The sequence below is a fragment of the Corynebacterium sp. KPL1814 genome (assembly GCF_000478175.1).
In the GTDB taxonomy this organism is placed as follows: Bacteria; Actinomycetota; Actinomycetes; order Mycobacteriales; family Mycobacteriaceae; genus Corynebacterium.
In genome coordinates, this window is the sequence record NZ_KI515774.1 from 540,324 (window position 1) to 560,746 (window position 20,423).

Sequence of the window (20,423 nt, forward strand, 5' to 3'; positions counted from 1 at the left end):
CGCGGCCCGTGGTCGTTGACCATCACCGGGGAATCCGCCGACGTCGCCGATATGCACTCTGCCCTCGATAACGAGCGCCCATTGGAATCGGTCAAGTCCATCTTCTTCGGCGGGAAGTCCGGAGCGCGCACTACCGCTACCACCCAGGTGATCATCACCTTGGACGAGCTCGACCGCATCGTCGATGGCGATGGCGAGGAAATAACCTTGCAGCTCACCAATGGCTCGCGAATCAGGGGCGCTGACTTCGTCACCCGGGTCCTAAGCTCCCACGGGTACATCACGCTGGTACACCCTGTAGAGGCCAAGGGCCAAGGTTGTTGATGGTGATCCGGTAGAGGTCTCGGGGGTCTTGCGCACGGCCCGGGCAGCCCAGGCTTCCATGATCTGCTGGACGGTGCGCTTGCGGGCTGGGGTCGATCCACTCCTCGCGGTGAAGCGCGCGCACTTGCTCCTGGAGCCAGGCTTTGGCCTGCTTCTCGGTGTCGAAGGTCTTGGAGTGCTCCCGGTCGATGTTGTTCCGGTAGCGGGCTACCCAGCGGGTGCGGCCTTTGGTGTAGGTGCTGTCGGCCTTCTTGCGGGGTTTGGTGACGCGGCGTTGGATAGCCGTGCTATGCTCCTTGGAGGTGTTTGATCCTCGTGGTGGGGGACAGGCCCGTTGTTTCCCCGGTGGTGCGCAGGCCATCGGGGATTTTCTCATTGGGATCCAAGCATAGCACGGAGGGCCACGGGTGATGTTCCCGTGTCCCACTGTGCTGGGTTTATCCTTTTGGTATGGGAGCGAAGGTTCCGTCTAGCACTATTTTTGCTGGACTCATTTTCGCTTCAACTGCTATGGATACGGCTTCGTCAAGATGTACAGCCATGAGAGAGATTGGATGGTTGTCATCCCTAGCGCATCTCTCAAAGTAGTCTATCCACTCTGAATCGATTAGTGCTATCGGAATGGAACTGACTACGTTCTTGGCGTGACCTCGGACTATATTGACCCTTAACCCATCGTCATCTTCCATAAGATGGAGCCGCTTGTGGTTAGCAAAGTATGCCACGAGTTGCTCCTTGATGGAGTTGGCCTGGGGTGACATCAGTTGCACCCGTCATCCGTCGGAAAAGTGGTGAGCACTTCATGCTTGTCGGTCAGGATCGTCCTTGTTCGCTTTGTCTTGACGACTTCTCCAGAGTCCTTGTTGACGAGATAGATCTCTGAGCTGACACACCATTTGCCACCATCTTGCGGGGCAGTTTGATCGGGATTAGTGATGTTCTTGGTGAGCGCCATGTCTGCGATGTCGCGCCAGTCACGTCCCTCGATGTCGGCGAGTGTTTGCCACTGCGGGCCGTGGCGGTTGACAATGTGGCGGAATCCGACGTTCTCAGTTCCGCATTTCAGGGTGATGTCGCCAGCGCCAAGCTGGTTTTCTGGCGGCCCGTAGGGGCCACCGTGCCATGTGCGGATCACCTTGCCAATGTCTTTTGCTCCGTCTTGTGGGCAAGCGCCCCAAACCGCAGGATCTGGCATGTCAACAGCCTGCGCGGGGATCGTAGTGAGTGGGCCGAATACCGCTGCGCTAAGGCTGACCGCAAGTAGTCTTTTGATTCTAATGTCCCCTCCTTAACTAGTGTGACTGGGATATCAATCATGGTAGGGTAGCGCCGCAGGTTTCACAACCGAGAAGAAGAGATTCCCCTCACGTCAGATATGTACGAAAGCGCCCCTGGCTTGCATGAGGTCAGGGGCAGGTAAGGAGTTTTGCAGGGGGCTACAGGGCGGCGTCGAACTTCGCTGCGCACTGTTTCGTCCATCCGGTGGTGCCGTCGGTGAATACCGTGGTGCCACGCTGGTAAAGGGTGTGGTCGGTGAGGCAGTGGGAGGTGGTCTGCCCGGTGTCCTGTACGGGCGGGGCAGGCGGTGCCGTGGCGTCATCGACCGGCTGGGCGGGTTGCGCGGGTAGCTTTGAGGTGTTGTCATCACCTTGAGCAGGGGCCGGAGCCCCCGGAAGATCCAGTACCCAAGCCTTCGTCGCACCTCGGGGTGAGATGGTGAGATTTTCCGCGTTCGCAGGTACCGCGTAGACGTTCTGCGTGCGCTGTTTTCACCCACGCGGGTGAGGCTATCCCCTGTGGGGGACAAAGATTCGCAATCGAATGCGATGCCCAGCGGCTCCGAATATCCGTCCTTCGTGAGCACTTTCGCGTCGCCGGTGGTGAAGGAGAAGTTATCCGACCAGGAGTACTCATTGACGGCGATCTCCGCGTCAAAGGTGAGATAGGTCTGCTCCTCGGTGGGGCGTCTACGTAGCTGGCGACTCGGGGACACTGGTCATGTAGAGCCACGTTGCTGATAGTGACGTCAATGTCGCAGGTCCGATCACCATCGCAGGTGATGGTGAAAGGCTCTCCTTCATTGATGGTGTCCAGTGTGGGGTCCGAGGACGCAGCCACCTCGGTGGAAGGAGCGGCTTCCGCAGTCGTGGTGATGTCCTCCTTGGCCTCATTAGCGCTGCTGCACGCGGACAGGAGCAGGGCAGCGGGGATCAAGACGCCCAGGGGCCGGATAGTGGTGCACTGCATGATGGGTTCCTTTCTAGGTGGGGCTACTCGCAGGCCACGCCGTCGCCGTCTTTGTCGAGATCGCGGCTGTTACCGGAGCTGTCTGTGTAGAGCGGAGCAGCACCGGCAGCACGCACGGCTGCGCAGTTCTTGTAGTAGGTGGATGCTGCAGGGGCGGGGCGACAGGAGCTTCATAGGCGGGAGCAGGATCCGCCACAGGGGCCGGAGCGTTAGCCTCCTCCACGTCCCCCGCAGCTGTGTCGTTGCTCTCCTCGACAGCGGTTTCCACCGGCTCCTCAACCTGCTCTGGCTCCTCCTCCTGGGTGACCACCTCGGTCAGGGTGACCTCTGCGGTCACAGCCCCCTCTGAGGTCACCTCCACAACGCAGGTCTGCATCGCCGTAGGAGTCTCCACCACAGGCTCCTTCTCGGGTACGTCGCTCTCTGTCGCCGGGACAATCGCAGACCCCACAACCAGCCCCACGATGGACCCGATGGCAATGACAGGCCACCGCCGGTTGACCTTCTCAGCGGCGGGCGGCTTACCAAGCAGGTACGATCCGCTTCGGACAAGAACGTGTAATTCTCAACCCCCTTCGCGGCTTCCGCAGAGCGTCCCTGTCGTGCTTCTCACAGTACATCCACCAGCCGCCAGGCAAGATGATCGCGACCCCCATGATGACCGCACCGATGAAGGTTCCAACACCGCCCTTCCCGATGCTGAGGAGACCTCCGAGCACCAACAGCACCCCGAGGATGATGGAGGCCCAGGCCAGGACGGTTTTCCAGGTTGGCGGTTTATGCTGCTCAGCCATAATTCAACTCCCAGTATCTCGTGTCACAGGGGGTACGAAAGTATCCTAAGCCGCCCAGCTCGCAAGGCAGAACACAACGCGGGTAGCGGGGGGACACCCCCAGGATCCCGCAAAAATCCCGCAAGCCACGCCGGAACCCCTGGAATGGCCGGAATAACCTGAATGCTCGGACGGTTCTGACCTGCGGAACTGTGAAACCACTGGTAGTGGAATCGGGTTGCAACGTTTGCAGAGAATATCGGCGTTATGGCTGCCACGCGCGTCTATTCCACGGCCGCGTATTGGGTTGCCGCCCTGACCGCTATTTTGCTGGCGTTCGTCCCGAAGTTCGGTGCGCTGATTTTCTCCATTCCCACCGGCGTGCTTGGCGGGGCCACCCTCGTGCTCTATGGGCTTATCGGCATGCTGGGCGTGCGGATCTGGATGGATAATGAGGTCAACTTCAATAACCCGGTGAACCTGACGGCGGCCGCGGTGGCCTTGATCGCGGGCATCGGCAACCTGACCCTGACCGTGGGCGGGGTGAGCCTGGAGGGCATCGCCTGGGGTTCTGTCGGCATCATCATTGCGTATCCCATCATGCGGCGGCTGTACGAAACCGTGGGCGAAGGCCACGACGCTAAATACTAAAATCTGTGGATAACTTTGTTGACCCCGCCGCGAAATAGCGCCGTGGCGGTAAGGTTCGCAGCGTAATCCACAGGCCTTCGTGCGTGCGGTCGCCGTTGCGCCGGATTGTGCGTTGTACTAGGCGGCATGAACGCACTCGACCGTTATTTAACCGCGCTGGGCCAAGGTATGGATATCATCGCCGCCGCCCGGGGCTTAAGCGAGCGCGACGTGGTGCAGCGCGGCGCCAGCGACATCGCCGCGCGCGAGGTGGTGCATCTTTGCGATGTCTATTTTGGCCGCTGTGCCTTTAGCGCCAAGCAACGCACGGCGCGCTCGACGACGCACCCGCTCGACGTGCTCAGCCTCATCGAAAAGTTCGCGCTGCGCGCTCGCACCCAACGCGATGCTTGGGCCATACGCTCCGAGTTATGTGAGTTCCGCGGAAGCGCCACTGCCTTGCGTAAGCGGGCGCGCGACCTCTTGCGGGAGCTACAGCCGCCCCGCACTCCCAAGAAAGGCGTGCGGATCACCCGCCGGCCGCGGCCCGTGGTCGTTGACCATCACCGGGGAATCCGCCGACGTCGCCGATATGCACTCTGCCCTCGATAACGAGCGCCCATTCGAATCGGTCAAATCCATCTTCTTTGGCGGGAAGTCTGGGGCGCGCACCACCGCCACTACGCAGGTGGTCATCACCTTGGACGAGCTCGACCGCATCGTTGATGGCGATGGCGAGGAAATAACCCTCCAGCTCACCAATGGCTCGCGCATCAGCGGCGCCGACCTCGCGAGCCGGGTTTTAAGCGATCATGGATACATCACGCTTGTGCATCCCGTTGAGGGGCCGGTCAACTTGTACCGCACGTCCCGGTTTGCCAACGCGAAGCAGCGCTTGATGGCGGCCGCCGTCAATCCCGTATGCCCCTGGGAAAAGTGCAATTATCCTGCCGATGAGTGCCAGATTCACCACCTAGAAAGCTGGCAGCACGGTGGCAATACCAATGCCGCTAACCTCGCTACTTGTTGCCCGTACCATAACGGCGTCAACGATGATGACCCGCAGGCCCCGCCGCGGCGCGGGCGATTGGCCCGAATACAAGGAAAAGTCCGCTGGCTTCCGCCGTGGGCCACGAACCCCGGCAGCCCGAACGAAAACGACCGGCCGCCATCCTAAGAATCCGGGACAAGAGGATTAGCGCAAAAGGATCCGCGCGCCCGCACCGATCCACAGGCTCAGGGCCAAAAATCTAAGCGACCGCGCTTGTGCGCCGCGCGAGCTGAATAGCCGGCGCAATGGGCACTAGGAAACCCGCCGATGGATCGCAAAAGCTCCCCGCCGTCAAGGCGAGGAGCGTACGAGTCGTGTTTAAACGCTAGTTATGAGCAGCAGCGCTTAGGAAGCGTCGAGATCCTGCTCGATGAGGCCGGCGATCTTCTCAACGGCTTCTTCGTTATCAGAGGTAACGGTGACCTCGTCGCCCTGCTCGGCACCGAGGGCCATGATCATCAGGGAAGAAGCGGCGTCGGTTTCGTTATCGTCATCTTCACCAACGAGGTTCAGGAAGATATCCTCGTCGAATTCGCCGGCAGCGTCAGCAATGATGGAGGCAGGACGTGCGTGCAGTCCTACGGAGGAGCCGACCTTTACAGTCTTGGAAGCCATGGAAATTATCCTTTCTGTGGTTAATTTATCGTGATCCAGTGTACGAGTGATTGGTTTATGCCGCCACGTTCTGGGAACCGGTCTTGGACTCTGGAGCAGCCTTTTGAGCAGCTTGCTGGACGGTTTTATTGGGCCAGAATTGCTTCATGGCCAAGACCGCGACGGTGGACACCGCCACGCCGGCAAGGATTGCGACCAGGTAGGCCCAGAACGGATCGATGGCGAAGGCGACGAAGACACCACCGTGCGGGGCACGGGACTCGACCGACAGCGCCATGGAGATAGCACCCGTTACGGCACCACCGGCCATCATGGAAGGGATGACGCGGAACGGATCGGCCGCGGCGAAGGGGATGGCGCCTTCGGAGACGAAGGACAGGCCGAGTAGCCAGGCGGACTTACCGTTTTCCTGCTCGGCAGGGGTAAATAGCGACTTGCGAATGAAGGTTGCCAAGGACAGTGCGATGGGCGGCACCATGCCGGCGGCCATGACAGCGGCCATGATTTGCATGGAGGCTGCGTCGCCGGTGGACAACCCCGCGGTGGCAAAGAGGTATGCGGCCTTGTTGACTGGGCCGCCCAGGTCGACGCACATCATCAGGCCTAAGATGATGCCGAGCACTACGGTAGAAGACCCAGACATGGAAGACAGCCAATCTTGCAGGCCCTCCATCAGCGCGGCCAGTGGGGCGCCCAAGAGCAGGTACATCGACAGGCCAACGACGAGGGAGGTCAAAAGCGGAATGATGACCACCGGCATGAGGGAACCGAGCCAGCGCGGGACCTTCCAATTGCCAATCCAGAGGGCGATGAAGCCGGCCAACAAACCGGTGACCAGGCCACCGATGAAGCCCGCGTCGAGGGTCACAGCGATAGCACCGCCGACAAAGCCCGGCGCAATACCAGGGCGCCCGGCCAGGGCGTAGGCGATATAGCCAGAAAGTGCGGCGACAATAAAGCCCATTGCGGCCTGGCCGATGGCAAAAAGCACCGCGCCTATATAAAGCGAGTAGCCGGAATGCTCGAACGACATCGTCTCACCGTCGACGATGATGTCATTGCCCGGCAGGTTGGATAGGGAGTAATCCGTGGAAAGCGCCTGCCAGCCATTGGCCATATCGGCGCCGCCGAAGAGGAATCCGAGGGCGAGCAGCAGGCCGCCGGCGGCAACGAACGGCACCATGTAGGACACGCCGGTCATAATCGCCTGTTGGATGCGCTTGCCCCAACCCAGCGATTTTCCTTCTTCTTCGGCGGAGGAGGAAGAGGCGGTGCCAGAGACCTTTCGGGCATTCGGGTTCTTCGCCGCCGCGATGGCTTCATCGAGCATCTTGCCGGGCTCGTTGATGGCCCGCTTGACGCCGGATTCGATGACGGGTTTGCCCGCGAAGCGTTCGCGGTCGCGCACGCCAACGTCCGTGGCAAAGATGACCGCGTCGGCAGCGTCGATGGTGGACTGCGAGACCGATTCATTATTGGACGAGCCCTGGGTTTCGACGGTGAGGTCGACGTCGTCGCGCTCGCCGGCGGTTTGGGTTAGGGCATCGGCAGCCATGTAGGTGTGCGCGATGCCGGTCGGGCAGGCCGTGATGGCAACGATGCGGGTAGCTTGTGCCGAGGAGCCCGCGCTTTCCGATGCCCCCGCTGAAGCGCCCGCCGCAGCCTCCGCGTTGTCCTGCTTTTTCTTCTTCGGCTTTTCCGCGTTGACGACGGCGAGGATTTCCTTAACAATTTCTTCCTTCGTCGATGCGGTGCGCAGGGCCTCTAGGAAGTCCTTGCGCACGAGGGCGCGGGCGAGTTTGGAAAGAATTTGCAGGTGGGCCTTGCCGCCGCCGGCGGGTGCGGCGATCAGAAAAACTAACTGGGCGTCGCCGTCTGGGCCGGAAAAATCCACGCCACGGGATAAGCGGACTAAGGCCAGTGTTGGCTCGGTGACGGCTTCGGAACGGCAGTGGGGAATGGCCACGCCGCCGGGCACGCCGGTGCCGGCCTTGGCTTCGCGGTCGATGGCGGGCTGGGCGAGGCCTGAAACCTCGGTTGCGCGCCCGGTATCGTGCACCAAGGTGGCGAGGTTGGTGATTACGGATTCGACGCTATCGCCGAAGTCGGCGTCAAGCGCTACCAGTTCGGTAGTGATGAGATCGGATGCCATGATGGAAGGCTCCTTTAGCTAGAGAGCGGAGATGGAGGTTCGGGCGGTATCGAGTTCTTCGGGGTGGGGGAATTGGGTGCCGGGCTTTGCTGCCGCAGCGGTGCCATAAGCCACCGAGAGCGCGAGGGATTCTGCCGGTCCTTGCCCCTGCGTGCGCCCCAGTAGGTATCCGGCCAATGCGGCATCACCCGCGCCAACCGTGGATTTCACCGTGGCGGGAGGCGGTGTAGCAGCCCATGCGCCATCTGCGGTGACCAGCACGGCGCCGGCGCCGCCGAGGGTGACAAGCACTTCCTTGATGCCGCGCTTCACGACATCCCTAGCAGCCTTCACGACCGGGCTATAGTCCCCAGCTGCAGCGGCGCGCTCGAGGGCGAGGCCATCCTGGCCGGTGAGCTGCCCCAGTTCGAAACCGTTAGGTTTGATGAGATCTGGGGCTGCGGAATCGAGCTGCTCGGCGATGGCTTTCATCGGGGCATCGGAAGTATCGACGGCGATGCGCGCCTGCGGGGCGGCATTCCGGATTTCCTTGATGAGGTCGGTGTACCACCCGGCGTCAATGCCTTTGGGCAACGATCCGGCAAGGGCTACCCAATCGGCGGATTGGGCATGACGGGTAAGGGTTGCGATGAGGTGGTTTTGGGTGGCATCGGAAAGCAGCGGGCCCGGGCCGTTGACCTTGGTGGTCGTGCCATCTGGCTCGGTGATGGTGGTATTGACGCGCACGCCGCCATCCATGTCCACGTTGGCGTAGGGGAGGTCGACGTCGTGGATGAGGTTGATGAACGGATCGGCCGCGCGGGCAGGGAAGAGGGCTAGGGTTTCTTTCCCTGCGAGGTGCACCGCGTGGGCGACGTTGACGCCTTTACCGCCAGCAACCTGGGTAACACTGGCGGCGCGGTGGACATCGCCTGAGGTTAAAGGCTGATTGAGCGCCAAGGTGGCATCAATGCTTGGGTTTGGGGTGAGCGTGAGGATCATCGAGAACTTATCCCTTTCGCAGTGTGCGTATATTGGGGGCCACACGCAGTCCGGTCCGGTTGGAACTCGCGCTTAAGCCCGCCGTTAATGTTTATTCTTGCCCGATTGTGTTGGAAAGTCAATAGAAACCGTGTGGCATACATTGCATTTCTGTTGGATTTGTGATGATCTGGAAATAAATAAGCCGCTATCTTCGAAGGAAGTATCGCCATGGAAAATACGCTTCAGTCCACTGTTAAAGGAACCGGCGTTGTCGCTGGAGTTGCCTATGCAGAAGCCGTATGGGTGCGCCCCCGCCCGGAGCTGCCTACTGAAGGAAGTATTGACCAAGAGGCCAGCAGCGAAGCCGAATACGATCGCTTCCTCGAGGCAGTCGATGTCGTCGCCGGCCGCTTGGAAAACCGCGCCGCAGCCGCCGAGGGCCAAGCCTCGGAAGTGCTGACGGCCACCGCCGGCATGGTCAAGGACCGCGGGTGGCACAAGGCCGTGCGCAAGAACATTCGCTCGGGCAAGAATGCCGAGTTCGCCACGGTGGGAGCCACGGATAAGTTCGTCACCATGTTTGAAGCGGCAGGCGGCGTCATGGCCGAGCGCACCACCGATCTGAAGGACGTGCGCGACCGTGTCATCGCCCAGCTGCGCGGCGAGCAGGAGCCTGGTTTGCCCATGGTGGAGGGCCAAGCGGTGCTTTTTGCCGATGACCTCGCGCCTGCCGATACCGCCACCCTGGATACCGCGCATATTCGCGCGCTCGTCACCGAGCTGGGCGGGCCTACTAGCCACACCGCGATCATCGCCCGCCAGCTCGATATTCCGTGTATCGTCGCCGTGGGAAATAAGCTGCGGGAGATCGAAAGCGGCACTCTGGTCTTCGTCGACGGTGCGCTCGGAACCGTGACGCTGGGTGCGGACGAGGAAGAATCCACCAAGGCGGTCGCGGAATACCGCGAGCGCGCCGCCCGCGTGGCCGAATGGACTGGGCCGGCGCAAACCAAGGACGGCCACCGCGTGCAGCTGTTGGCCAACGTGGCCGATGGCAACGCCGCCCGCATTGCCTCCGACTCGCAGGCAGAGGGCATTGGCCTCTACCGCACGGAGTTGTCGTTCCTGTCCGCGAGCGAGGAGCCTTCCGTTGACGAGCAGGCAAAAATTTACAAGAAGGTCTTTAACGCCTACCCCAATTCCAAGGTCGTGGTGCGCACCTTGGACGCTGGCTCCGATAAGCCGATTTCTTATGCCACGTTGTCCTCGGAAGAGAACCCGGCGTTGGGTGTACGCGGTCTGCGCATTGCCCGCGATAACGAGTCCCTGTTAACCCGCCAGCTGGACGCCATCGCCCAGGCCGCGGAGTCCCGCGGCGGCGATGCCGAGACTTGGGTCATGGCACCGATGGTGGCGACGTCGAAGGAAGCCCAGTGGTTTGCGGAGCTGTGCCGGGAGCGCGGCCTGACCGCGGGCGCGATGATTGAGGTGCCCGCAGCAGCGCTGATGGCGGATAAGATCATGCCGCATCTGGACTTCGTTTCCATCGGCACCAATGACCTCACCCAGTACACGATGGCCGCTGACCGCCTGTCGCCGCAGCTGGCGTACCTCACCGACCCGTGGCAGCCGGCCGTGCTGCGCCTGATCCAGCACACCTGCATCGCCGGACACGAATACAACGTACCGGTTGGCGTGTGCGGCGAGGCCGCGGCCGATCCGCTATTGGCCTGCGTATTGACCGGCCTAGGCGTCAACTCCTTGTCGGCTGCATCGACCGCAGTCGCTGGCGTTGGTGCCCAATTGGCCGAGCTGACCTTCGATCAGTGCCAGCAACTTGCCGATGCTGCCCTCAACTCCGAAGGCCCCTCCGCCGCCCGCGCCGCAGCGATGGAGCAGATAGAAAAGTTCAACTAGCGGCATAAGGTTTCGCCCTCCCTACCTCGGTGAGAAATGGCACCGGAGTAGGGAGGGCGAAGTCGTGCGCGTGCTGGAGCTATTCGCTGGCGAGCACGACGTCTATTTCGCGCTCGCGCAGGGCATCGACGAAGGATTCCGGTGCGCCGGAATCGGTGATGACGACATCGATATCTGCAATGGAGGCGAAGCTCACCAAGTAGTCGTTGCCCAATTTGCTGGAATCACACATGACCACGACCTTGTGGGCATTCGTGACGAAGGCGGATTTGATGGCTGCTTCTTGGGAATCGGCCGTCGACAAGCCGTGATCGAGGGTCAACGCATTGGTGCCGATGAAGGCGACATCGGCGCGCATGAGCGCCATGGTGCGCAGGGCGGTATCGCCGACGACGGCCTGGGTGATAGCGCGTACGGTCCCGCCGAGGAGCTGGACATCGGGAACGCCGCTATTGGCTAGCGACAGTGCGATGGGCAGGCTATTGGAGACGATATTGAACTGCGCCTGCGGGTATTGCTGGCTAATGAGCTCGGCAAAGGTATTAATCGTGGTGCCGGCGTCCAGGAATATGCTGCCGCCGCCAGGGGGAAGGAAGTCGAGCGCGGCGTGCGCGATGGCGGCCTTGGCCCCAGATGCGGAACGCTGGCGGGTATCAAGCGTGAGCTCCGCGGTCTGGAACGCTTGCGAAGCAACGGCGCCACCGTGAACGCGGTGGACAACGCCCTCTCGATCCAGTACGGCCAAGTCGCGGCGGATGGTTTCGGCAGTCACGTCGAAACGCTCTGATAAATCGGTGACGTTGACGCGACCCTCGACAGCAGTTTGGGACGCGATTTGGCGGCGTCGCTCCTCTGCGTACACGGATCCTCCTTGCTCCTCGCCTTCGGCCGAGCGTGAACTCTATTTGCGAATGCACGCGCGCGGTGAAAGCTAAATCATGTGGGGTTTCTCCCTCCATTGTGTCAAAATTCGGCGGTAATCGGACGAAAACAAAAATCCAGATTTGTTCCGTTGTCTGGTTTGAACAAAAATTGCTGGTCAGTAAGTTCTAATTCCCCTAGATGAAAGTCGGCCCTGTTAGCGCTTTACTTACGGATCCGTTATTTTGGGGGTGCTTTATCAATAGGCCCCGCGCGCTTAAGTTGGCTTTTTGGGGCGCGCTTGCGAGGCAGAAAGGCGTGGAATGCGTTAAAACTCGAACGGCCCTGCTCCCCAAGCAAGGGAACAGGGCAGCGTACGACGTGCAAAGAGCGGGTTTCAAGAAAGCGGGCGCAGAGTGCAGGCGGCGACAAGAACTGCAGGCGAAAACTCGCGTGCGGCTTGGTTAAAGTAGCTTGCCGAGGCCTAGAGCTTGCGGAACACGGATACCACCTTTCCCATAATCTCTGCATCATCGCCGTTGATGGGCGGATAGGCATCGTTGTGCGGAAGGAGCCAAACGCCAGAGGAGTCGCGGTGGAATTCCTTGACGGTGGCCTCGGAGCCATCGAGAAGCGCGGCGACAAACTCGCCTTCCTCAGCCACTGACTGTGACCGGATGATGACCCAGTCGCCGTTGAGGATGCCGGCATCCTGCATGGAATCGCCCACAACCTGCAACATATAAAGCTCGCCTCCGCCGACGACCTCGTCTGGCATGGGGAAATACGTGTCGATATTTTCCTCTGCGGTGATCGGTGCACCGGCAGCAATGCGTCCCACGACGGGAATATAAGCTACGGCAGCGGACTCTTCAGCGCTGCGGGCAGAGGTATCGGTGGCCTCTTTAGATTTACGCCCCGGTTTCTTTTCGCCGTCGTCAGTATTGAGGTGACGCACATCGACCGCGCGTGGCTTATTAGGATCGCGGCGCAAGAAACCCTTTTCTTCAAGCTGCTTGAGCTGATAGGCCACGGACGAAGTGGATTGCAGGCCTGCGGCATCGCCGATTTCGCGGATGCTGGGTGGGTATCCGCGTAGCATCACCGCATCGCTGATGACGTTAAGGATGCGGCGTTGCCTTTCGGAAAGGGAAGCGTAATCGTTCTTTGCATTGCTTGCTTTTTTGCGGCCCATGTGCGGCTCCTAGCTAGGGGTCTGAGATTCTGCGGTCGTAGCTTGAAAAGGGACTGGGTGGCAGCTGCGTGCCATAACCCATTTGTAGCACGAAAAGTACAGGCGTTCGAGATTTGCGCCGAAAACTGGACAGGTTTTCGAAAGGGTGCTATAAATCGAACATAGAATCAATCTCGAACACAGGAGCGACATTGTGCTCCTGTCGTGTCAAGGGGCCGCTTTAGACTTATTGCGGTCGTCGAAAGGAAAAAATGTCTCAACTACTTAACTCTCGCAATAACATGGTTAAACAGCACTCGGCACGTCCACAGATCGTACCTTCAGCCGCCATCTGGGATATCGATGATCGTAGGTGGGGTGCGCAGCATCCCCGCTCTGGAATAGAAAAAATTAGGACGCTAGATTCTGAATATCGAACGAATCCTAAAGAGGATTCGAATATGTGGACTGACGAATATTCGCTGCTTAATGTGGCAAACAACGCGATTGAAAAAGACGATACACAGAGTTCACGCAAAAACTACCTGCTTGGTGCTGTGTTCGGCGCTGCGGTATTTTTTGGCACGGTCGTCGGTGGATTGATGGGCACGAGCGCTGAGGCACCGACTGAACCTGGTACTTCGGTACAGCAAGTAGAAGCAGCGATCGTTAAGTAATGCATCTAGTACTTAAGCGGGCGCTGGGAAGGCTCTAGGTTGGGCGTCTTATCTGCCATCAGCTTGCCTCCTAGGGCAGGGGTGACCTTGCTCGCTTAAGGAGGCAGGCATGCGGGCAGCACGAGTCTGGAGTAGCGGCGTCCGATTCTTGGCTTGGCCTCGGGAGTAAACTAAGCCGAGAAGCTAAATTAGCGAAAGGACTAGTGTGTACTGCCCGTTTTGCCATAACGAACAATCCCGCGTTATCGACTCTCGCGTGGTAGATGCAGGCGCATCGATACGGCGGCGTCGCGAGTGTGCTTCGTGTAAAGGGCGTTTTACCACTGTGGAAAAAGCTGTACTGCTGGTCGTTAAGAGAAATGGCCTTGCAGAACCATTTAGCCGGGATAAACTCATTCGGGGTGTCAGGCGCGCTTGCCAAGGCCGAGATGTTAGCGATGACGCCCTTAAAAAGTTGGCGCAAGAAGTTGAGGAAACCGTGCGGGGGCATGGGTCTTCACAGGTTAATGCCAACGAAATCGGGTTAGCGATCCTTGAGCCATTGCGTGACCTAGACGAGGTCGCATATCTGCGCTTCGCCTCGGTATATAAATCTTTCGAGAGCGCGGATGACTTTGAATCGGAGATTCGACTGATGCGGCGACGCGATCGCGGGGGCCTTTAAACTGCGGGGGTTTAGGGCAGGCTCGAAGCAGCTTTAACTGGGGTTTTGGGCCCATGATTTTGGTGAGGCCGCCTAATTCTGACGTCACTGGCGGCTGAGAGAACAGATTTCCTTGTTGGTGACTGGCAGCGGTTTCTTGCCGACAGTGGTGCTTGGGCGCAAGCAGTGCTTGGGCAGCAGATGTGGCTGGGCAGCAGCTTTGGCTAGCTGGTGGGGTTTGGCCGGCCAACCAGCCAGCGATGGTGGGAGCGGAGCTCCCGGCGAGTGCCGGGAATGCGGTGATAGGAACGTCAGCGCAGCTTATCCACTGCCTTTTGGATTCTCCGCAGGGACACTGCGTGCGCCGTGCCGAGGCGCTGGGCAAATAGGGAGACCCGCAGTTCCTCGATCATCCAATGAATGTCCTTGACTTCGCGCGTCTTTTCGCGGCCCGCAGGGAGATTTCGTAGCCGGTTTGCAAGATAGGCCTTGGCATTATCGACTTCGGCCTGACGGTCGGCATCGCGATCCGGATCGAGCGACATGTCCTCCAGGCGGATGCGCATTGCCTGGATATAGCGGGGAAGGTGGCGCAGGTGCGTGGCTCCGTGCACGGTGATGGCATTCGGCGGAAGAAGGAAATTAAGTTGCTTTTCCATATCGTCGATGGCGGGACCGTCCCACTGGGAAAGCTCGGCACGGAGGTTGGAGTACTCAGCCAAGCCAGGCGCGATCGAGACGATTGATTGCCGCACGCGGCCGGGAACCTGCGGCTTCACGGTATCCTTGAGCTCGGAAAACGCTTCTGGCGAGCGCACGGGGCCGCCGGCTTCGAGCATGAGGTCGCGGATTGCTGCGACGCGGGCGTCATTGACCAGCCCGTCGGCCCCGCCATGCGGATAAGAATCCACGGCGACGCGCTGCTGCAAGGGAAGCCCCTTGACCATTTGCGCGGTCGAGACGGAAATCTCGCGCATCAAAAGCGTGAGGGTGGTGGTGACCATGGCGGCATCGGCAGCCGCCTTGGTGGGATGAACCTTAAGCTCCACGCCATCCTTGGTGGCCACCAGCGCTGGGTAAGCGGTGACCTCGTGGCCATCGACGGTGGTGGTGACGGTCTTGTCAACGGTGCCGAGGGTATCGTCGGTCCATTCGCTGACCGCGGTGGATTCGGCTGTCCGGCTTACCCGCGATACGGACGATTTAATGTGGCCAGCCTGGCGTTCGCGCAGGGCGGCAAGGTTCCTATCGGAATCGATGATGGTGCCACGCTTGTCGATGGCCGCGTAATTCATCCGCAAATGTTCCGGCAGCTTGTCCGGTTGGAAATCGGAGGCGTTGATGCCGTGGCCGCCGAGCTCGCGCAGGACATCGGCAAGTTGCTGGGTAAGGGGGCCTTCGAAGGGGATGAGGCGTTCCATGGCGCGCTCGGCAAATTCCGGGGCGGGCACGACGGTGCGCCGTAGGGCCTTGGGAAGGGAACGAATAAGTTCGTTGACGAGCTCGAATCGCAGGCCGGGGACGAGCCAATCGAAGCCTTCGGTATCAAGCCCGGCAAGCATGGGCACAGGCACCATCACGGTGACGCCATCGAGCGGGTCGCCGGGTTCGAATTTATAGGCCAGCTCGTAATCGATGGAGCCCTTGCGCCAGTGATCGGGGAAGGAGACTTCGGTGACGTCGTGGGAGTCATCGACAAGCGTGGCTGGATCGAAATTCAGCAGATCGGGTTCCTGGCGGCGCTTTTTCTTCCACCAGGAATCGAAATGGCGGCCCGTGGTGACCTTGGCGGGAATGCGCTGGTCATAGAAATCAAAGAGGGTATCCTCATCCACGATGAGGCCGCGGCGGCGGGCCTTTTCCTCGTATTCGGCCGCCTCATCAAGGGCTTGCGCATTTGCCTTGAGGAAGTCGTGGTGCGCATTCCACTCGCCGGCGATGAGCGCATTGCGGATGAACATATCGCGTGCCGCGACGGGATCCACGCGGTGGTAGGGAACGGTGCGATCCGCAACGATGGGCACACCATAGAGCGTGGACTTTTGGTGTGCGATGGCGGCCGCACGCTTGCGGGACCACGTGGGGTCGGAATAGTTGTGCTTGAGCAGGTCCGCGCCGAGCTTTTCCACCCAGGCCGGATCGATGGCGGCAACGTCGCGGGCCCAAAGCCGAGAGGTTTCGACGAGCTCTGCCGCCATGAGGAACTCGGGTGGCTTTTTGGCCAACGCGGAACCTGGAAAGACAAGGAAGCGGGTATTGCGCGCGCCGTGGAACTCTTTGGAATTGCCGTCACGGGCGCCAATATTGGACAGCAGGCCAGATAGCAGCGCGATGTGAATATCGTCGGAACGGCGCTCGGTGGCTTCCTGGTAGTTCCACCCCAGCTGCTTGGATACGTCTTTGAGCTGGCGGACCAAGTCGAACCACTCGCGGATGCGCATGTAGTGGAGGAACTCCTGCTTCATGCGCTTGCGGAACTTATTGCCCGATTGCTCATTGCGGGTCTGTTTGATGTAGTCCCACAACTTCAGCATGGACAAAAAGTCAGAGGTCTTGTCCTTAAAGCGCGCGTGCGCTTGATCGGCTTGTGCTTGGTAGTCCAGCGGGCGTTCGCGTACGTCTTGGATGGTCATGGCGGCGACGATGACGATGACATCGTGGAGGCAGCCGTTGGTATGGGCCTCGATAAGCATGCGCGCCATGCGGGGATCGAGTGGGATCCGGACTAAATTGCGGCCGGTTTCGGTCAGCGTCGGTTTCTCGTGCTTGTCCTGGAGGGCACCGAGCTCGTGGAGGAGGTTGAGGCCATCGCGAATGGCCTTGAACTCGGGGGGCTGGAGGAAGGGGAATTTCTCGATATCGCCGAGCTTGAGCGAGACCATTTGCAAAATGACGCTGGCCAGGTTGGTGCGCAGGATTTCCGGGTCAGTAAACTCCGGGCGGCTTTGAAAGTCTTTCTCGCTATAGAGGCGGATGGCGATGCCATCGGCGACGCGGCCGCACCTACCGGAGCGCTGATTGGCAGAGGCTTGCGAAATGGGCTCGATGGGCAGGCGCTGCACCTTGGTGCGCGTGGAATAGCGCGAGATACGCGCGGTGCCGGTATCCACGACATAGCGGATTCCGGGTACGGTCAGCGAGGTTTCGGCGATATTGGTAGCCAAAACGATGCGCCGCCCGCGGTGATTGCTAAATACGCGGTGTTGTTCCTGGTTGGATAGGCGCCCGAAGAGGGGCGCGACCTCGACGTTCTTCCATTTTTTGGCCTCGATTGCTTCCATGGCATCGCGGATATCGCGCTCGCCTGGGAAAAAGCAGAGGATATCGCCGTCGCCTTCTGCCATGAGCTCCTCGATGGCCTCGGTTAAGCCATCGAGCGGGTCTTGATCCACCAGCTTTCCACCGGCCTCGAATTCGAGGGGACGGTAGCGGATTTCTACCGGATAGGTGCGCCCGGATACCTCGATGATGGGCGCAGGGGTGCCATCGGGCTGGGCGAAGTGCTCGGCAAAACTTTCCGGATCGATCGTCGCGGAGGTGATAATCACCTTGAGATCGGGCCGCTTGGGGAGCAACCGCTTGAGGTATCCCAAGAGGAAGTCGATATTCAGCGAGCGCTCGTGCGCCTCATCGATAATGATGGTGTCGTATTTATTAAGGAAGCGATCGCGCTGCATTTCCGCGAGCAGGATACCGTCCGTCATGAGTTTTACGGCGGTGCTATCAGAAACCTGGTCATCGAAGCGGATGGCGTAGCCTACAGATTCCCCGATATCTTGGTCCAGCTCGGAGGCGATGCGCTCGGCGACGGTCCGCGCGGCAATGCGGCGCGGCTGCGTATGGCCGATAAGGCCGCGGCGGCCCCGGCCGATGTCGAGGCAGATTTTAGGGATCTGCGTGGTTTTACCGGAACCGGTTTCGCCGGCAATGATGACGACCTGGTTTTCTTCAATCGCGGCAGCAATATCGTCTTTGCGGCCGCTGACCGGCAGGGAATCGGGGTAGGTGAGTGGGGGAACGGCGGCATCGACAAGCGCTAGGCGATCTGCGGCAGCCTGGATATCCTGGCCGACTTCGCGCAGGGCCTTGGGGGCGCGTGCCTTCGATAGGCGGCGGCGGAAGCTGCGGGCCTCGGCGATGGTGACGTTGTCTAATGCGGCAAAAAGTTCATCGCGGCTAGGGGCCTGCGATGTCGTGGTTTCATGCTGTGTCATGGCTAATCTATGAGCTTACCCCGGTTTCGTGGAGTGGAAAAAGTTGCTATTGTGAAAATACTTATCCCAACGATACTTTTCTCGTTGCGCCCAACCCGAATGCAGAAGGAAGGCACCGCTGATGAACGACGATAAATCCGGTGGAAATGACGATTTTCCACGCTACGAACCGACTGACCACCCGGAGGATCAGCCGAGCTACGGAAACCTGCCGTCCTATGGCGGTAGCCACGAGAGCTCTGGCAATCAAGGATATGCGGGCTACCAAGCACAGGACAACACCGTAAACAACGGCGGGTTTACCGGAAAACCCTCGGCCATCGATTCTATTTCGTGGGCCTTTCGTACGGTATTTAAGAATTGGAAATTGTGGATCCTCGGTAGCTTGCTCGTTGGCGTGATTGCCATCGCTTTCTCCATCTTGGGCGCGGCCGTTGCTCCCTCAGAGGGTGCGGAGGCCTTCGGTGGAGAAGCCATTGTGCAGATCGTGTCCTATGTGTTCGTGGCCGTCATTAGCCTGATGGCGCTGCGACTGGCGCTATTCCAAATCGATGATCCGCGCACTGGTTGGAACTATGTGGGCAAGGACGTGCGGTGGTGGCAGCCGCTAGCGATCATGATCATCATCGGCATTATTACCTGGTTAGTAATGTTCATCTTCGTTGGTGGTTCATTCTTCCTTAGCCCTGATATGGGGACCGGTGCCACAGAGGAAGAGGCGTTGGAATCCATGGCAGGCCTTTTCGGAGTTGTGGCTTTATTGACTCTCATCGGCCTGTTTATTCAGCCGCTTTATATGTTGATGCAGTGGTTTGCGGCCGATGGCGACGGAGTTGGCCAAGCCATCAAGAACGGTTTTAAGGCCGGTAAAGGAAACTACGGCCAGCTTTTGCTGCTAACGGTGCTCAACATGCTGATTACGATTGGCGGTTTCATCGTGCTCCTTGTTGGCTTGATTGTTACTATACCGGTTACCTTACTGTCTACGGCTTATTTGTTCCGCCAGTGTGCAGGCCGCGCAGTCGGTCAAGCTGGGTAATCGCTTTGCCATTGTTTAAGGCCACCGAGGCACTGCTTCGGTGGCCTTAAACGTGCGTGGCGGTTTTAACCCTCCAGCGAGCGGACGAGGGCATTTTCATAAGCTGCGGTTATCAGGGTGCCGAATTCGCGGAATTCTTCACTGCGTGCGGCAGAGGAGCGGAAGACGAGGCCGATTTCGCGCTCTGCGGTGACATCGGGGGAAAAATAGGCTACACCGAGGTTCTTGCCGTGGCATTCGGTGGCCAACGCGGACTTGGGGACGAGGGTACAGCCGAGCCCACCCATGACCAGTTGCATAATAGTGGTCAATGATGAGGCGCGAGTGACGGAATTTGTTGCCTCTGCCGGGTTGACGTGGGCGTGCCGGCAGAGATCGACGATTTGGTCGCGGAGACAGTGGCCATCGTCAAGCAACAGCAAATCCAAGTCCCGCAGCTCCGCCACCTGGACGTCCGTACGCCCGGCGATGGGGTGATCGGGCGGGCTGACGATGGCGAAGTCCTCGGTGTACAGCGGGCTGTCGACCATGCCCGTGGCCTCTGAAGGCAGCGCAAGGACGGCTAAATCGAGGTTGCCGTTGCGCAGGCGGGCGATAAGGTGCTGGGTTTGCTCCTCCACAAAACGCGGCTCCAGCTCCGGGTAGGTCTCCGTAATCTTCGCCAGCAAGTCCGGGAGGATATACGGGGCGATGGTCGGGATAACGCCAATGGTCAGGGGGCCGGACAGGGTGCCGTGGGCACCGCGGGCATGCGCGAGGAAGGTATCAGCGGCCTCAAGCGTGGATTTGGCATAGGGTAGAAGGGTTTCACCGGCCGAGGTCACGATGACCTTGCGGGTGGAGCGCTCGATGAGCTGCACGCCGAGCCCCTGCTCGAGCGCCACGAGGCCCTGGGAGAGGGAAGGCTGAGAGATCTCCAGCTTGGCGGCAGCGGTGCCGAAGTGCTTGTTTTCCGCCACGGTGACGAACGTGCGCAGCTGGGCAAGTGTTGGTCGATACTCTTTATTATGCATGCCTATCACTCTAACATTTATCTATAGGATTAGCTATTGACGTGACCGGAATTAATGGTATTGTCTTTGGTGTTGGGCCGGAGAGGGTCCGGCCCGTGGTCCTCGGTACGGGACTGTCGGAAACTTGAAA

General features: G+C 59.8%; 16 protein-coding genes and 3 pseudogenes. 8 read left to right on the forward strand and 11 right to left on the reverse strand.

Features of this window, described 5'->3' with window-relative positions:
* Positions 1 to 324, forward strand: a pseudogene (locus HMPREF1257_RS02505) (HNH endonuclease); the annotation flags it as partial.
* A gap of 28 nt (positions 325 to 352) precedes the next feature.
* Positions 353 to 634 carry a hypothetical protein gene (locus HMPREF1257_RS02510; protein ID WP_023022733.1) on the forward strand — a complete coding sequence of 94 codons (282 nt, stop codon included), beginning with the start codon at positions 353 to 355 and terminating at the stop codon, positions 632 to 634.
* 127 nt (positions 635 to 761) lie between these two features.
* Here HMPREF1257_RS02510 and HMPREF1257_RS02515 read toward each other — a convergent pair whose 3' ends face one another.
* The 4 genes from HMPREF1257_RS02515 to HMPREF1257_RS02530 all read right to left on the reverse strand — a co-directional run bounded on the left by HMPREF1257_RS02515 (position 762) and on the right by HMPREF1257_RS02530 (position 3,365).
* Complete coding sequence (locus HMPREF1257_RS02515) at positions 762 to 1,049, reverse strand: hypothetical protein (protein ID WP_156904618.1); 288 nt, start codon at positions 1,047 to 1,049, stop codon at positions 762 to 764.
* A gap of 35 nt (positions 1,050 to 1,084) precedes the next feature.
* Complete coding sequence (locus HMPREF1257_RS02520; RefSeq protein ID WP_023022731.1) at positions 1,085 to 1,519, reverse strand: hypothetical protein; 435 nt, start codon at positions 1,517 to 1,519, stop codon at positions 1,085 to 1,087.
* 1,075 nt (positions 1,520 to 2,594) lie between these two features.
* Positions 2,595 to 2,687: an excalibur calcium-binding domain-containing protein gene (locus tag HMPREF1257_RS12460; protein WP_156904617.1), complete on the reverse strand. Its 93-nt coding sequence runs from the start codon at positions 2,685 to 2,687 to the stop codon at positions 2,595 to 2,597.
* A gap of 405 nt (positions 2,688 to 3,092) precedes the next feature.
* Complete coding sequence (locus HMPREF1257_RS02530) at positions 3,093 to 3,365, reverse strand: hypothetical protein (RefSeq protein ID WP_023022726.1); 273 nt, start codon at positions 3,363 to 3,365, stop codon at positions 3,093 to 3,095.
* A gap of 222 nt (positions 3,366 to 3,587) precedes the next feature.
* On the opposite strand from HMPREF1257_RS02530, the pseudogene HMPREF1257_RS02535 reads away from it, so the two are divergent.
* Positions 3,588 to 3,995, forward strand: a pseudogene (locus tag HMPREF1257_RS02535) (solute carrier family 23 protein); the annotation flags it as partial.
* Between the two features lie 126 nt (positions 3,996 to 4,121).
* Positions 4,122 to 5,151: pseudogene (locus tag HMPREF1257_RS02540) on the forward strand (HNH endonuclease signature motif containing protein).
* A gap of 219 nt (positions 5,152 to 5,370) precedes the next feature.
* Here the strand turns inward: HMPREF1257_RS02540 and HMPREF1257_RS02545 are convergent.
* Genes HMPREF1257_RS02545 through HMPREF1257_RS02555 form a run of 3 tightly spaced genes read right to left on the reverse strand, consistent with a single transcriptional unit; the run spans position 5,371 to position 8,773 of the window.
* Positions 5,371 to 5,640 carry an HPr family phosphocarrier protein gene (locus HMPREF1257_RS02545; protein WP_023022720.1) on the reverse strand — a complete coding sequence of 90 codons (270 nt, stop codon included), beginning with the start codon at positions 5,638 to 5,640 and terminating at the stop codon, positions 5,371 to 5,373.
* Positions 5,641 to 5,695: 55 nt separating this feature from the next.
* Positions 5,696 to 7,792 carry a fructose-specific PTS transporter subunit EIIC gene (locus HMPREF1257_RS02550; protein ID WP_023022718.1) on the reverse strand — a complete coding sequence of 699 codons (2,097 nt, stop codon included), beginning with the start codon at positions 7,790 to 7,792 and terminating at the stop codon, positions 5,696 to 5,698.
* 18 nt (positions 7,793 to 7,810) lie between these two features.
* Complete coding sequence (locus tag HMPREF1257_RS02555; RefSeq protein ID WP_023022715.1) at positions 7,811 to 8,773, reverse strand: 1-phosphofructokinase family hexose kinase; 963 nt, start codon at positions 8,771 to 8,773, stop codon at positions 7,811 to 7,813.
* Positions 8,774 to 8,983: 210 nt separating this feature from the next.
* Here HMPREF1257_RS02555 and ptsP point away from each other — a divergent pair, with 210 nt between their 5' ends.
* Positions 8,984 to 10,672: a phosphoenolpyruvate--protein phosphotransferase gene (ptsP, locus tag HMPREF1257_RS02560; protein ID WP_023022713.1), complete on the forward strand. Its 1,689-nt coding sequence runs from the start codon at positions 8,984 to 8,986 to the stop codon at positions 10,670 to 10,672.
* A gap of 79 nt (positions 10,673 to 10,751) precedes the next feature.
* Here the strand turns inward: ptsP and HMPREF1257_RS02565 are convergent, their stop codons facing one another.
* Together HMPREF1257_RS02565 and lexA are read right to left on the reverse strand one after the other, a co-directional pair.
* The gene (locus HMPREF1257_RS02565) at positions 10,752 to 11,534 is read right to left on the reverse strand and encodes a DeoR/GlpR family DNA-binding transcription regulator (RefSeq protein ID WP_023022711.1); all 783 of its coding nucleotides are present in this window, start codon (positions 11,532 to 11,534) and stop codon (positions 10,752 to 10,754) included.
* A gap of 483 nt (positions 11,535 to 12,017) precedes the next feature.
* Complete coding sequence (gene lexA / locus HMPREF1257_RS02575; RefSeq protein WP_023022709.1) at positions 12,018 to 12,728, reverse strand: transcriptional repressor LexA; 711 nt, start codon at positions 12,726 to 12,728, stop codon at positions 12,018 to 12,020.
* 251 nt (positions 12,729 to 12,979) lie between these two features.
* On the opposite strand from lexA, the gene HMPREF1257_RS12160 reads away from it, so the two are divergent.
* Both HMPREF1257_RS12160 and nrdR read left to right on the forward strand, forming a co-directional pair.
* Entirely contained in the window at positions 12,980 to 13,384 is a 405-nt protein-coding gene (locus tag HMPREF1257_RS12160) for a hypothetical protein (protein WP_156904616.1), read from the forward strand.
* A 205-nt stretch (positions 13,385 to 13,589) separates the two neighbouring features.
* On the forward strand, positions 13,590 to 14,048 hold the full coding sequence (gene nrdR, locus HMPREF1257_RS02585; protein WP_023022704.1) for a transcriptional regulator NrdR: 459 nt from the start codon (positions 13,590 to 13,592) through the stop codon (positions 14,046 to 14,048).
* Positions 14,049 to 14,338: 290 nt separating this feature from the next.
* Here the strand turns inward: nrdR and hrpA are convergent, their stop codons facing one another.
* A complete protein-coding gene (gene hrpA / locus HMPREF1257_RS02590; protein ID WP_023022702.1) occupies positions 14,339 to 18,241 on the reverse strand; it encodes an ATP-dependent RNA helicase HrpA in 3,903 nt (1,300 codons plus the stop codon).
* 121 nt (positions 18,242 to 18,362) lie between these two features.
* Between hrpA and HMPREF1257_RS02595 the strand changes: the two genes are divergently transcribed.
* Positions 18,363 to 19,280, forward strand: a complete 918-nt coding sequence (locus tag HMPREF1257_RS02595) for a hypothetical protein (protein WP_023022700.1) — start codon at positions 18,363 to 18,365, stop codon at positions 19,278 to 19,280.
* Positions 19,281 to 19,345: 65 nt separating this feature from the next.
* Here HMPREF1257_RS02595 and HMPREF1257_RS02600 read toward each other — a convergent pair whose 3' ends face one another.
* A complete protein-coding gene (locus tag HMPREF1257_RS02600) occupies positions 19,346 to 20,293 on the reverse strand; it encodes a LysR substrate-binding domain-containing protein (RefSeq protein ID WP_023022698.1) in 948 nt (315 codons plus the stop codon).
* Between the last annotated feature and the right edge of the window lie 130 nt (positions 20,294 to 20,423).

What these genes read in the sequence shown, in the direction of transcription:
- HMPREF1257_RS02520 (WP_023022731.1), bottom strand. Translation starts at nt 1,519, where the DNA reads ATGCCAGATCCTGCGGTTTGGGGCGCTTGCCCACAAGACGGAGCAAAA.
- HMPREF1257_RS02530 (WP_023022726.1), bottom strand. Translation starts at nt 3,365, where the DNA reads ATGGCTGAGCAGCATAAACCGCCAACCTGGAAAACCGTCCTGGCCTGG.
- HMPREF1257_RS02545 (WP_023022720.1), bottom strand. Translation starts at nt 5,640, where the DNA reads ATGGCTTCCAAGACTGTAAAGGTCGGCTCCTCCGTAGGACTGCACGCA.
- HMPREF1257_RS02550 (WP_023022718.1), bottom strand. Translation starts at nt 7,792, where the DNA reads ATGGCATCCGATCTCATCACTACCGAACTGGTAGCGCTTGACGCCGAC.
- HMPREF1257_RS02555 (WP_023022715.1), bottom strand. Translation starts at nt 8,773, where the DNA reads ATGATCCTCACGCTCACCCCAAACCCAAGCATTGATGCCACCTTGGCG.
- ptsP (WP_023022713.1), top strand. Translation starts at nt 8,984, where the DNA reads ATGGAAAATACGCTTCAGTCCACTGTTAAAGGAACCGGCGTTGTCGCT.
- lexA (WP_023022709.1), bottom strand. Translation starts at nt 12,728, where the DNA reads ATGGGCCGCAAAAAAGCAAGCAATGCAAAGAACGATTACGCTTCCCTT.
- HMPREF1257_RS12160 (WP_156904616.1), top strand. Translation starts at nt 12,980, where the DNA reads ATGTCTCAACTACTTAACTCTCGCAATAACATGGTTAAACAGCACTCG.
- hrpA (WP_023022702.1), bottom strand. Translation starts at nt 18,241, where the DNA reads ATGACACAGCATGAAACCACGACATCGCAGGCCCCTAGCCGCGATGAA.
- HMPREF1257_RS02595 (WP_023022700.1), top strand. Translation starts at nt 18,363, where the DNA reads ATGAACGACGATAAATCCGGTGGAAATGACGATTTTCCACGCTACGAA.
- HMPREF1257_RS02600 (WP_023022698.1), bottom strand. Translation starts at nt 20,293, where the DNA reads ATGCATAATAAAGAGTATCGACCAACACTTGCCCAGCTGCGCACGTTC.